13 protein-coding genes are annotated in these 12,788 nt (G+C 33.5%); 10 read left to right on the forward strand and 3 right to left on the reverse strand.

The features are described 5' to 3' along the window. Positions 1-438 precede the first annotated feature (438 nt). Both tnpB and tnpA read right to left on the reverse strand, forming a co-directional pair. On the reverse strand, positions 439-645 hold the full coding sequence (gene tnpB, locus DSZ37_RS18260) for an IS66 family insertion sequence element accessory protein TnpB (protein WP_109728164.1): 207 nt from the start codon (positions 643-645) through the stop codon (positions 439-441). Continuing rightward, positions 639-956, reverse strand: coding sequence for an IS66 family insertion sequence element accessory protein TnpA (gene tnpA / locus DSZ37_RS17335; protein ID WP_109728166.1), 318 nt, complete (start codon positions 954-956; stop codon positions 639-641). The genes tnpB and tnpA overlap by 7 nt, the downstream gene beginning before the upstream one ends. 382 nt (positions 957-1,338) lie before the next feature. Between tnpA and DSZ37_RS17340 the strand changes: the two genes are divergently transcribed. The 9 genes from DSZ37_RS17340 to DSZ37_RS17385 all read left to right on the forward strand — a co-directional run bounded on the left by DSZ37_RS17340 (position 1,339) and on the right by DSZ37_RS17385 (position 11,085). After that, complete coding sequence (locus tag DSZ37_RS17340) at positions 1,339-1,956, forward strand: hypothetical protein (RefSeq protein ID WP_109728168.1); 618 nt, start codon at positions 1,339-1,341, stop codon at positions 1,954-1,956. 406 nt (positions 1,957-2,362) lie between these two features. Continuing rightward, positions 2,363-2,749 carry a hypothetical protein gene (locus tag DSZ37_RS17350; protein ID WP_109728172.1) on the forward strand — a complete coding sequence of 129 codons (387 nt, stop codon included), beginning with the start codon at positions 2,363-2,365 and terminating at the stop codon, positions 2,747-2,749. Positions 2,750-2,805: 56 nt separating this feature from the next. Then, complete coding sequence (locus DSZ37_RS17355) at positions 2,806-4,044, forward strand: hypothetical protein (protein WP_109728174.1); 1,239 nt, start codon at positions 2,806-2,808, stop codon at positions 4,042-4,044. Beyond that, positions 4,034-5,857 carry a P-loop NTPase fold protein gene (locus DSZ37_RS17360; RefSeq protein WP_181380365.1) on the forward strand — a complete coding sequence of 608 codons (1,824 nt, stop codon included), beginning with the start codon at positions 4,034-4,036 and terminating at the stop codon, positions 5,855-5,857. Before DSZ37_RS17355 ends, DSZ37_RS17360 begins: the two co-directional genes overlap by 11 nt. A 165-nt stretch (positions 5,858-6,022) precedes the next feature. Further along, positions 6,023-7,057, forward strand: coding sequence for a DUF4238 domain-containing protein (locus DSZ37_RS17365; protein WP_109728178.1), 1,035 nt, complete (start codon positions 6,023-6,025; stop codon positions 7,055-7,057). 572 nt (positions 7,058-7,629) lie between these two features. Then, a complete protein-coding gene (locus tag DSZ37_RS17370; RefSeq protein WP_109728180.1) occupies positions 7,630-8,028 on the forward strand; it encodes a hypothetical protein in 399 nt (132 codons plus the stop codon). Positions 8,029-8,103: 75 nt separating this feature from the next. Beyond that, positions 8,104-9,228, forward strand: coding sequence for an FtsX-like permease family protein (locus tag DSZ37_RS17375; protein WP_109728182.1), 1,125 nt, complete (start codon positions 8,104-8,106; stop codon positions 9,226-9,228). A 2-nt stretch (positions 9,229-9,230) separates the two neighbouring features. Beyond that, entirely contained in the window at positions 9,231-10,439 is a 1,209-nt protein-coding gene (locus DSZ37_RS17380) for an FtsX-like permease family protein (RefSeq protein WP_109728184.1), read from the forward strand. After that, complete coding sequence (locus tag DSZ37_RS17385; protein WP_109728186.1) at positions 10,432-11,085, forward strand: ABC transporter ATP-binding protein; 654 nt, start codon at positions 10,432-10,434, stop codon at positions 11,083-11,085. The genes DSZ37_RS17380 and DSZ37_RS17385 overlap by 8 nt, the downstream gene beginning before the upstream one ends. A 236-nt stretch (positions 11,086-11,321) precedes the next feature. Here the strand turns inward: DSZ37_RS17385 and DSZ37_RS17390 are convergent, their stop codons facing one another. After that, positions 11,322-11,915 carry a recombinase family protein gene (locus DSZ37_RS17390; protein WP_109728188.1) on the reverse strand — a complete coding sequence of 198 codons (594 nt, stop codon included), beginning with the start codon at positions 11,913-11,915 and terminating at the stop codon, positions 11,322-11,324. Between the two features lie 139 nt (positions 11,916-12,054). Between DSZ37_RS17390 and DSZ37_RS17395 the strand changes: the two genes are divergently transcribed. Beyond that, positions 12,055-12,788: ATP-binding protein (locus DSZ37_RS17395; protein WP_278299191.1), on the forward strand; the 734-nt coding region annotated here is incomplete at its 3' end.

Consider the following 12,788-nt stretch of genomic DNA (forward strand, 5'->3'; position numbering starts at 1 on the left):
GATAGGGTAAAGTATTATGTTAAGCGATTAAAGGATGAAAAGATAATAAGGAGAGTGGGGACTACGCATAAAGGTTATTGGGAAATAATAGATTGAGCAGAAGTCGTATATAAAGATGAAATGAATAGGCAGTGCCCCTATGATAATAAGGGGCACTGCCTTAATATCTTTAAGAGTTACATAAAAAAGAGTCTATTGTTCTTCATTCTACAGAAATGTTTGTTGCATAAGAAGTACCATGTGAGGTGCTTGGTGTGAATTTAACTCTATTGCCTTCAATAATGATTTTATCTGCGTTGACGATTTTATCATACATTTTTTCGTTTACAGTATACCTTTTGCCGTCGGATCCCTTTATATATGCATAATTAGTTTGATGCCCTTTGCTAACTTTTATTATCTTTCCTGAGATAATGACATTATCAGAATGTTTAAGATTTACAAAAGCAGAAATTCGTCACCTTCCCATAGAAGTTCTTTAATGCGGTCGCAGCGTCTGCCACAGAACAAAAACAACGCCGTACTATACGGATCAAGCTGTAATTGTGCTTTTATTATCATTGCAAGTCTGTCTATTGAACGCCTAAGATCTGTATACCCTGTGACGATATATACCTGCTTATCTAATGACAGATCATTCAGCATAATTCATGTACTAATGCAAGCAAAGTATCTGCTGAAATATCTGACGGAAGTGATATTTGCAAGCCATTCTTCTCAATACGAATATCAGATGTCGCTCTTGGAACAGCTACAGGCACTATTGCCGGTTCAGATTCCAAACACTGCTCCCGAACTTTACGAAGACGGTAGTAATATGTCTTAATATTGATCCCGTTCTGAGCACAGTACGCTGTTACGGTCATACCACTTTCCTGCTGTGCTTTGATCTGCTCCGTCCATTCCTGCAGCTGTACATCTCGCTTGACAGTGGTAATAGCTGGCGTTGTTTTCAATTCCGTATTCCTCCTATGTCTAATTTAGTCCAGTTTACTCCATAGACTATTTTAGATACTCTAATTTAGTCTATGGAGCTGCTTAGACTTTATTATACAGCAGATTTCTTCTTTGAGGAATACGTCCTTTATTTTACACTTACTTTCTTTATAACTGTCTATGTAAAAGTAAGAATTATAAGCGTAGTTACTCTTGGAGTGAACGAGAATATTGGATAAAATACCAAAAGTAGTATTATTTGATATAATTTCGCGTGGAAAGTATTGCAATTTAGTTGAAAATGATCTATAATTATTATATGGATTATACTAGTTGCGTGAACACAAATAGTTGCTGAATGCTAATGATATTTTGTGTATCTGTAATAAAAAGGAGAAAATAATGAAAAAAGAGGAACTTACATCATTTGCGATTGATATTTTATCCGAATTTAGTCCTTATATAGGTGCTGTAAGAGATACCTTTGAAAAAACCTGTAGTATTTCTGATAGAATAATAATGACTAAGTTGATACGATTGTTTACTGGGCAAATAGACGATATGGAATCAAAAATTAAATTGACAAGTGATTTCCAAAAAGGTTCAAAAAAATATAAAGAAAATATGAAACGGTTGCTTTATGTTATAAATACCATTAGTTTAGACGAGAAAATAGACATCATATCTAATCTTATGCGATCGTTATCAATGAATCTTATTGATTTAAAAATGTTCTGGCGACTTGTTGATATTGTAGAAAAAATGTATTACGATGACATTAAAGAGTTTGCAGAATTTGTATCGGATAATAATTTGAATAATTTTAGTAATATTACGATTCTCCAAATTAATAATCTTGTTGAGTGCACGAATGCAAGTACTATGCAAATAAGCAGGGGTGGAGAAAAGAGTTTTATTATTCCGACTACTATTGGAGGTAAAGAGTTTAAAAAGACGCGTATTGGTTTGGAATTAATAAGATGTGGATATGATCTCGATAACTACTCATTATATAAATGAGCTTTTTAGAATTGTAAGCATGTATCGGAAAAGAACAAGCAGATAGGCATATTTGTGATATGAAGGATTAAGCAGATTGCACTAATAAAGCAGAAGGTTTTTAGTTGCCTAATGATGTGAAAAGAGGAGGATTTATGGTTTGTCGTATACTTGAATTATATCTGAAGCAAAAAGAGGATTATAGAAAGCGAAGTATACAGGTTACTAATGTTAAGTATAATTTGATTGTTACTTACATATGCTTAATTATTTTTTCTGTATTGGGAATAGTGAATCTATTTATTCAGATTCCAGATTTCCTTTACATTGAATTTATTATATTTGCCCTGCTATTTATGCTGTTATTCATAATTGAACGTAAAAATATAAAAAATCAAATGATAGAGTTAAAGCATATGATAGTTTTTTGGTTGAATTACAAGAAAAATTAGTTATTAACGGTGTGAATTGGAGTGAAATTCAAAGATTAGATTATTTGATCGGCGAGTGTGATAATTGGATTAATTCTAAGAATAAAGAAAGGAAAAAAATAATAAGGTATGCTGAGATCATTGTATTACCTATAGCAAAATTTATTGCTGATATAATAAAGGATAGGATAGGTATGGTATCTACAACGGAAATAATAGCATTAATTATAGTTATATTACTAACAGCATTTTCTTTCTTTGTTTTCATTAATTCAATAGCATCAGTAATTGATTTATTATTAAAAACCGGATCTATAAATGAAATGAAAAATTTAAGGTCCACGCTTATGGATATAAAGGTAAGAGGTAGTTCAGCGAATTAGATGAGAATATATTGCGTTAAAGTGGGATATTAAAAACTTGATTGGAGAGAAGAAAAATGGATAATTTATTATTTCCAGCATTTCAAAAATTTTATAGTGCAGTTAGTAGTTTAAAGCGCTTTAATACAGAAAATAATTTCTTTGATAATATTTCAAGCTTAGATACTTTTTTCTCAGAATATCGAAATATAACTTTTGTGATTCAAAAATCATTAAAAAACACGGAGTATTATAGTATCTATGAAAAAAATAGAGATAAATACTTAACCGATCATTGGTTTGTTGAAAAACGCAATGAAACTATCAAACAACAACCATTTCAGCTAGTAAAACACATTGAGATTACAGTATTCTCTCCAAGTAGCGGAGTGAAAGTATTAAGTGAGGATTTTTCAATTGAAAATGATACTCCCATAAAGGACATAATTGATTCAATGAAAGAGTTTTTTCTGAAAATTAATCCTATAGAAGTGTTTTTTTCGGCTAAGTATTCATTTTATGAAAAAGGAAATGATACTAACATATGGAATATAATAAATTCTGGAGTAACGGTAATGTATGCTTTTATGGAAGCAATGTATCAGGATATTGGGGCGATTTGTGATATTTGCAACCAATTAAGAAAGAAAATTAAAGAAATAGTTCAAATTTTACAGGTTCATGATATTCGTCTTGTGGATGATTATATTTATTACCCACAAAAAGATGAATTCGAACGCGGCGATTATATAGCAGCAATAATTGGAGATGAAAATGATAAAACAATAAGTAGGATGCCTTTGAAGAACTTTATGCAAACAGATTTGTTTAATTATGATGGAACTCCATTCGTAAAATTCACTTTAATGCACGCTGTTATGATAAGTACACAAAGAGATGTAATGCCAACTTTTATGATTATTTATAAAGACGATACTTTCGATTTAATATCTTATAATTCAAGTATAAAAACTACAGTATATAGAAAAATAAATGAAATTGCTGATTTGATAAAAACAGATATTGTTAAAGAAGTATTCTATATGACGGTATATTGCCTTTGTGAAGCTTCGGCAGATATCCTATATAAAACATCTAAAGAAAGACAAGAAACTGCCAAACATGAGTTTCTAGTTTGTATGAAAGCGGATGATAGTCTAAATACAATGGAATATGCGTTTGAATGTGATAAGGCTAAAGATTTAAGATATATTGCTTATTGTTTGAAAAATGGTGGCAAAGATTATTTAGAAATTGGTAAGATTAATTTTATGCCTATAGTAAATGCTTTTAAGGAGAAGAGTAATGACATATGATGAAATGAACAGCTTCATTCTCAACTACCTAAAAAAAGATATAACAGGTAGAGCGATTATGCTTACTGGAGGATGGGGATCTGGAAAGAGTTATTACGTCAAAACTAAACTAAAGTCCTTCCTAGAAGAAAAAGATAATGGTAAGTATAAGTGTGTTATTGTATCGCTTTATGGTCTTTCTGATACTTCTGAGATTAGTAAAGCAATTTATACTGAACTACGATCTTTCAAATTTAAGAAAAAGCATGAAATATTGACTACGGCGGGTACAGTTGCTTCTATAGTTCCCAAGACCGTTTTTAATGCAATGACAAGCAGAGTCGGATATGATATAGGACAAGTATCGGATAAGCAAATGCAAAAGGTTTACGATTCGATAAATCTGAATAAAAAGCTATTAGTATTGGAAGATATAGAGCGCACTCAGATAGATATTATTGAATTGCTCGGTTATATTAATAATATGTGTGAAAATGACGGTGTAAAGATACTGCTTGTCACAAATGAAAATGAAATTTTAAATTACCATATCGAAGAAATTAAGAGACAGGAGCGTGGAAGAGAGAAAACTGAATACAAAAAGGTTTACTCAGAGAATGCAGTAAAATACATCAAAGCGAAAGAAAAGTCTGTATCTGATACTATACAATTTCATTCCGATTTTAAAGAAACTATCGATAGTATCATAGATAAGTTTAAAAATGAGGATCTCAGTAGATGTAAAGGTGTTATCACCGCACCAAGGCGTTCTATCATTAGAAACGATATAATAAATTACCGTGAGGTTATAGTAGCATGTCAAAAAGCGTGTGATATTTATAACTACATGAATACATATAGCATAACTGCTGATAATGAGTTTAAGAAATGTGTTTTTGTTGGATTGGTGAATTACTTACAAAAGCGTCTTGAAAATCCTGATTTAAAATTTAAAGAAAATTCGATAATGGACGCTGATTTATCGGGAGATAGCATTTATCCGTTGATGCGTTTCTGTTATTATTATTACCATTCACAAATTATTACACAAGAGTCTATAATGAAGGCCATCGCAGAGTATGATGATTATCTTATCTATGTTGATAAAACAGGCTATGATGATAAAGATTTGAAAGTTCTTTATGCATTATTTGTTAGTACGGAAAAATCGCTTAATATAGCTATTCAGAATATCTATAACAGATTAGATAATGTTTCTGACATAAGCCTAAAGCACTATGACCGTATTATAAATTATCTGCTTATTTTGAAATATGATGCAAAGATGCATAATGATAAAATCGACAAAATAATAGATAAAATTATAGCTAATCTCAAAGGCAGAGGAAACAAGTTTAATAGAACTAATCACTTGTTTTCGAGTACAATTGCTATACAAGATAAGGAAGGTTTTAATGAGTTTCAAGAAATTCAAAAGAAAGTTTTTGATTCGCTTAATTATACAAAAAATCATATTGAGCTTCCTAATTCGTTGAATTATGGTGATATTATAACCAAGATCTCGAATGATAACATACGACAATATAATCCAAATGAGATAATTAAAAAAATCTCGCTAGAGAAGATTATTGGATATATTCCGGAGTTCACTGCTGAAACATTGGATGATCTCCGACATATTTTATTAACTATTGATTATAATGAATTATCTGAGGATACAGAGGCTTCTATAATGAAATTTAAAGATGAAATATCGTTATTACTTCAAAAAGAGGATATTGATTTGGATTGCATAAAAAGATTGCAGCTGAGTTGGATTTGCAACGCAGTAGAAAGAGATATAGAAGAAAGAGATGATAAAAGAAAATTATGATATTAATTTTGAATATAACCAAATCAAATATTACTTCAGTAAATTTGATTTGGTTATATTTATGATGGGAATGAACAACAAATACATTGGAAGATGAGGTTTGGTGTAATGTAGTAGTTCCTGTAAAGTATATACGTGACAGAATCTATAACAGATAGGAGTTAAATGATGAACAATCATTATATACCTCAGTTTTTATTAAAGCATTTCTGTGAAAACGGAATGATTCAATACTGTGATATTGAAAATAGGAAAGTTGAAGCAAGAAATACTCGTTCTGTTTTTTCTGAAAAGGGATATTACCCTGATGAAGTGGAACACGACTTATGTAACAAAATAGAATTTCAGTTTTCTAAGCTTTTAAATGAAAAACTAGCGGTTTCGCGTTATAAGGTAACGATCAATTCGGAAGAAATGTTTATACTAAAAAAGTATATGATCATAACAGCTTTAAGGTATAACTCAAGAGAATTAGAAGATGATCCAATCATTTCACAAATGCCAAGAGATGAAAGAATTAAGTTGATAGGCGATTTTTATGGTAGAATCAATGAAGTACTCAATTGTAAGAATCAATATGAAATGCTTCAGCTTATTGACGTTAATAATAAAATGAAGAATTTAGGATTATTCTCTTATGTTAAGAATATAATGCATTCCTATACCGTAATCGTAAAGACAAATAATTGTAAACAAGACTTTTTGATAACAGATAGAGGATGTACAAAGTATTCAGGACCATTAAGTGTTGATAAAGCCTTTATGTTATTAGATGTTGCAGAAAAAACAAACGATCAGTTTTTATGGCAACTTGCTTCAATGGTTACGATTCATGATTATTCCTTATTTCCAATTACAAAGAATATGGCTATTATAAATATGAGTGTATTCTTTAAATTGTTTACAAAGGTATCTCCGTACAGAACAATGCTTTCTAATTTATCATCGACAATCAATTCTGTTTTAGGCTTTGGCGATTTAAGTATAATCGAAGATCCAAAGGTAAAAAATATGCTCAACGGTGATAAGGAATATACTATGGAAATAAGACAATTATCTTCATCAGATGTGTTTTTTCTTAACTCTTTATTATTATCTTTATGCAAAAAGAATTTTGCTTTTGCCAATAAATCTAGAATTGAGAAAAGTCTTGAGTATATTCAAAAAGAGAATAATATAGATTTATCCTTTGTGTGTTAAAGTTTAAGTTATCTTATACGTACAGATATGTCGCCTATACACCGCAACTATTGGAACCTACATATGAAAACTGTTTAAATATGCTTAGTCATCTTTGGGAACTGTATGGATGGGAAAGAGAAGAAAGTAAAGGGAAAAAGCCACTATTTCCCATGGGAAATAAGAATTTTATAAAACATTATGCAAGTTTGATATCTGATTGGATGAATAGTATCATATTTACACAATGCTTATAATGTTGTTATAGCTATATTGACTTTTTCACCTTCCTTTGCTATAATTAGTGTAGTGCCAATGCATATCGTTGAGTAGTTGTTGAAATTCAAAACAATAGAGTTTGGAAATTAAATGATTATGAATGGACAAATAATGCAAATATGAAGCGTTTAGTGAAAAATTATTGACTTCCTTTCTGGTTTGTGAGATAATACATTACGGAATAGGATTACTTATATTTCTTAGTATTAAAGGTATCTTTTAGCCGGCTAATACTCTTAATCTATGAATTTATTTAGTTTATCCTGTGTGTTTCCAAATTACAATCACTAACTGTTACGAAAGGATGATTTACTATGAAACTTAAAAGAATTGCTTTTCTCACTTCTCTCGCTTTATGTGCTACCGCTGTTACGTCCTTAGTAGCCTCAGCAGCTGCTGAAGGTACTGTTTCAGATGGTGGAGCTTATCTTGATGGTTGGGTTTGCGGTGTTGAAGGACCGAACGTTCTGACAGATAAGATTTGGTATAACGGCTACCTTTATGGCTCTGATGCTCAGTACGTTGAGCAGTATGGTTCTGAAGTATACGTTCAGCCAGGAACTGATGGAAAAACACTGGACAAGGTTTATCTCTGGAACACAAGACGTGTGGTATCCGGCAATAAAGTCTCGTGTGGTTGGGGTGCTGATTATGCGAGATTAAAGATCCATTGCGGTTCAGATGAGACTACTCTTTCAGAACGTTTAGCATAAGCTTTGAGTGAGATGATATTGTAACAATATTAGCAATGTCATCTCACTTTTCATTTCAACATTATAGGTGATAAAATGAAAAACACAAGTATTATTGATCGCTTTGGGATAACTGGAATTTTGTTTGTATTAGGTTTGATTATATCATCGTTTGTTTTGATAAATACAATTGACATTGCGAGCAGAGTAACAAAAGAAGATATAAGCAATAATAATTATTCTGAGAGGATATACTATCGGTTGAGTTATAATGAAAAGAAGCTATCAAAGGAGGAATATAACGACACTGTTCGTTATATTATAGATTGTTTAAAAGAACTGAATTGTAATTCAAGTATAGAGGACGTTGGAATATGTGTGAACAATCAAATTGATGATATGTTCCCCGAAATTGTGATAAATACTGGAGATGATTTTAAATTACAGCTAACTGATACTAAAAGTTATACTCCAGATGACAATTTGTATCAGCTTATTGTAGGAGAGAGCATAGTTAATCTGACTGATAATCATAAAGGAAATAAACTCGATGTATCAGGTATACAAGTACCTATACAAGGCGTTTTTCTCAACAATAACGCTGCATCTATTGATTATTCAATGATGTTCATTTATGATAACTGTGATCAGGAATTGAAGCAATACTTGTTTTCGCAAATTAGTGATATGTTTTCATCATTCGATATACAAGTGAATTTATACAGCGATGATACGCTTGAAGGAGAAGATAAAAAATTTCTTAGGAATATGGATGAACGGTCAATTGTTTGTGAAAAATATACTCCCAGATATGGAGTTAGTGACTACCAGAACTATTGGTATCGTTTCTACAATAAGATATTTATTACTGTTTGCATGATATTCTCGTTATTCACTTGTTTTAGTCTGTCCTATCTCTGGATTTCAAGCAGAAAGAAAGAGATTGCAATCAGGAAAGCATTTGGATACAGCAATAAAAAAATCTTTTTGTTAGTAACAAAAGATATATTTCGATTGACTGTTCCTGCCATCATGGTTTCGATGATTATAGAAGTACTGTATTGCTTAGTGTTTGACAATATGTCGTTTTTTGATAAATTCTTTATCTTAAAATTCGTTGGTGTGCTTTTGGGAGCGTTCATAATTGGAATACTTTGCACTGTAAACGTAATGCAGGAAGTCGCTAAAACAGCCCCAATTTCCGCTATAAGAGAGGAATAAATATGATAATAAGATTTGCTGTCGACTCAATCATTAATCATATGCGACAATCGCTGATAACAATTCTTCTGTTAATAATAAGTTTAATACTTATTATTTTCTCTACAATGATTCAAGCAGGTCATGATTACGCTTACAGATCGGTTGACGAATTATTGTGTAAAGGCGCAGATAACACTGCTGTATTGCGAATGGATGATAATAATCCTGATTTTATGAATGAACTTTCAAAGCAGCAGGAGATAAGTGCAATTGGTTGTTCTACAACATTTGGAATAGATCCTTTTCCTGAATTATACGAGATACAAAAAAATTATAAAGAAAATACTCAGGGTTACTTAGAGGTTATAGAAATCAATAAGACGGCTTCAACATTATGCGATATAAAATTAGCGGAAGGAACGACACCAGAGTCACAGGATTATTCTTTACGGAATGGTAAGATGGTTGAATATATGTATCTTGGTTCATATTTCTCGGATATTCCTATTGGTACAGAATATGAAACAAAGTACACTACATTCATAGTAGCAGGTATACTCGATAGTTCACAAAGATGGATAAACGACACACTTCTATATGGATTTGATCTAAATGCCATGGATTATACAATAGATTGCAAGAGCTGCATTTTGTCTTTTTATGATGGCGCTCCAAGTTCATCGGATATGTGGATTTGTGCTTCTGAGAATTATAGCATAGATCAAGTTATAGATGTCGTATATGAATTAGCTGACAAGTACAATACCGAAGTTAGATATACGACTTTAAGAACGTCATATGAACGTTCTGCACAAGATTGGATCATATTAAACAGTATTCTTTCTAAGTTAATTGTAATAGTATGTTTTTCTTGCGTTCTTATGCTGTTATGCTATCAAATATACAGATTGCTAATAATGAAAAGAGAAATGGGTATTATGCTTTCTGTTGGGTTTTCAATTTCAGAAATCAGCAAGTCGCTTATACTAAGCAACATTATCCTATCACTTGTATCTTTTCTTATAACAATTCCACTTAGCTTATTTGTTGTTAAATGGTGGTTTCAGGCAAATGATATGATGGAAGTGGTGAATAAGCTTCTTCTAAAGCATTCTTACCCCATTTCACTTGCTGTTATTATCTGTATAATAATAATATCTTCAATATTACTTATAAGATTCCTAAATAAACTAACGCCGATAGAAATGATAGGAGGACAAAATGATTGAGCTTACAGATGTAAAAAAGGACTACGGTAAAGGCGATTATTGTACTCATGCTTTACAGGGTATCACTATGAAAGTAGAACGAGGAGAGTATGTTGCAATTGTAGGAACTTCTGGTTCCGGGAAATCCACGCTTCTTCATATAATAGGTGGTATGGATCAACTCACATCTGGTGTGTATCGCTTTGCCGATGAAGTTGTTTCAGACTATTCATTATCCAAGCTGCAGGACTTTAGGAAAAGAAATATAAGCTTCATATTTCAGAATTTTGCACTTATGAACAAGTATACTGTGTTTGAAAACGTGGAGATGCCTTTGCTTGCCCGTAATATAAAAAAAAGAAAACAGATTGTAATGGACTGCCTTGAAAGAGTGGGAATAGCAAATCTGAAAAGCAAATTACCTACACAATTGTCAGGCGGTCAGCAACAGCGATGTGCTATTGCAAGAGCGTTAGCATCGGATACCCAGGTAATACTTGCTGATGAGCCAACCGGCGCACTTGATAATAAGACGAGTTCGGAGATTATGTCATGTTTCTCGGATATTCACGAAGCAGGACATACAGTTATTTTAATTACACATGATATGAGTATAGCAAGTAAGTGTCAAAGAATCGTCCGTATTGAGGATGGAAAAATTGTTTAATTGATTATTTGCTTGTCACACGAGTTTAGCCTATTGGCGCACTCATTTTCCGTTCCGCACAAGTCATAATCAGAATTGTGGAGCATACCACAACAGGCACAAACCCTATTGGAACAAATACCGCAAGCTCTCGGAAACGCTCTGTAAGCGTTTCTGAGGGCTTTTTCTTTTCAGCGGTTAGTTTTCCGCTCCGCAGGCTTGGACGGCACTGAGGAACTTTTCCGTTCGCCAGACGGTCAAGCTGAGGTCTGCTCGGTGATGCCGTGACGGAGTTCATACTCACGCACACGGCGGTAGAAAGTATTTGCTGACATATCCATTCTCCGCGTAAAGTCCATGCCCGTAATGTTCTTCGACTTCCATTCCCCATAGAGCTGCCCGAACCTCGTCCAGTCGGTGGGGATAGGCTTTCGCCCGGTGTACTTGCCCTGTGCCTTAGCGATCTCGATGCCCTCACGCTGTCGCTGTTTGAGTTGCTCACGCTCCAACTGAGAGAGGGCAGCGAACACGGTGAGCATAAATTTTCCCGTAGGCGTATCGGTGTCGATCTTCTCTTTGTGGCTGATGAGGGTAACACCCTTGTCGGTGAGTGTGTCGATGATGTTCAGCAAGTCCTTCGTGGAGCGTCCGAGACGGCTGATACTCTCGATGTAGAGCGTATCGCCCTCACGCACATAGTCAAGCATTGCCCTGAGCTGAGGACGGTCGGTGTTTGTTCCTGACAGCTTCTCGGAGAAGATGCGGTCAACCTGATAACTGCACATGATCTCCTGCTGTCTCGCTGTTTCCTGATGCTCCGTAGAAACACGGATATAACCTATTTTGCTCATAAAATCTTCCTTTCGTTATTCCAGATAGTCTTTCTTTCTTTGCTGAGAGCGTTTTTTCTCTTGGTATCATGGCGAGTATCACTATAGATCGGGCAGCACAAAACAGCAGTTAGTCGGACCTGCACTTAATCAATTCTTATTGAAAAAGACAGGCATTACATGGGATAGTGTTCCGATAGACGGTATAAAGCCTGAAGACTTCAGACATGACAGCTTTGATATATTCAGAGAACAGGCTGAACGCAGTCAGCGTATGGATTCTAAAGCGTTAAGTGTGGACAATCCGCAGCTTCTCGATAATCTTAATCTTCTTAATAATGATATTCCTACAAGAGCAGCGATACTATTGTTTCATCATAAGCCTGAAAAGTGGATACCGGGTTCTTTTATTAAGATCGGTTATTTTAAGTCTGATTCCGACATAGTATATCAGGATGAAGTTCATGGATCACTAATCTCACAGGCAGACAATGTTATCGACCTTATATACCTGAAATACCTTAAGGGTATTATATCCTACGATAATATAACAAGGGTAGAGACATATCCGTATCCGAAGGAAGGCTTGAGAGAAGCAGTATTGAATGCCATTGCTCATAAGAATTACGCAACCCTTACGCCTATACAGATCAGGGTATATGATGATAAGATAATGATAGCCAATGATTGCGTATTCCCAGAGGACTGGACAGTTGAGAATCTTATGAAGCCCCACAAATCCAGACCTTATAATCCATTGATAGCAAGTACATTCTATCGTGCAGGATATATCGAATCATGGGGGCGTGGAATTGAAAAAATAAAGGAATCATGTGAAGCATCAAAAAATCCCCAGCCGGAGTATCTTATTCATCATGAGGACTTTATGATCAC

Origin of the sequence: Ruminococcus flavefaciens (assembly GCF_900116855.1) — a bacterium.
GTDB lineage: Bacteria > Bacillota > Clostridia > Oscillospirales > Ruminococcaceae > Ruminococcus > Ruminococcus flavefaciens_R.

Excerpts from the sequence above, each read along its gene's own strand:
- DSZ37_RS17360 (WP_181380365.1), top strand. The coding sequence starts at position 4,034 with ATGACATATGATGAAATGAACAGCTTCATTCTCAACTACCTAAAAAAA.
- DSZ37_RS17375 (WP_109728182.1), top strand. The coding sequence starts at position 8,104 with ATGAAAAACACAAGTATTATTGATCGCTTTGGGATAACTGGAATTTTG.
- DSZ37_RS17390 (WP_109728188.1), bottom strand. The coding sequence starts at position 11,915 with ATGAGCAAAATAGGTTATATCCGTGTTTCTACGGAGCATCAGGAAACA.
- DSZ37_RS17380 (WP_109728184.1), top strand. The coding sequence starts at position 9,231 with ATGATAATAAGATTTGCTGTCGACTCAATCATTAATCATATGCGACAA.
- DSZ37_RS17355 (WP_109728174.1), top strand. The coding sequence starts at position 2,806 with ATGGATAATTTATTATTTCCAGCATTTCAAAAATTTTATAGTGCAGTT.
- DSZ37_RS17340 (WP_109728168.1), top strand. The coding sequence starts at position 1,339 with ATGAAAAAAGAGGAACTTACATCATTTGCGATTGATATTTTATCCGAA.
- DSZ37_RS17385 (WP_109728186.1), top strand. The coding sequence starts at position 10,432 with ATGATTGAGCTTACAGATGTAAAAAAGGACTACGGTAAAGGCGATTAT.
- DSZ37_RS17370 (WP_109728180.1), top strand. The coding sequence starts at position 7,630 with ATGAAACTTAAAAGAATTGCTTTTCTCACTTCTCTCGCTTTATGTGCT.
- DSZ37_RS17365 (WP_109728178.1), top strand. The coding sequence starts at position 6,023 with ATGATGAACAATCATTATATACCTCAGTTTTTATTAAAGCATTTCTGT.
- tnpB (WP_109728164.1), bottom strand. The coding sequence starts at position 645 with ATGCTGAATGATCTGTCATTAGATAAGCAGGTATATATCGTCACAGGG.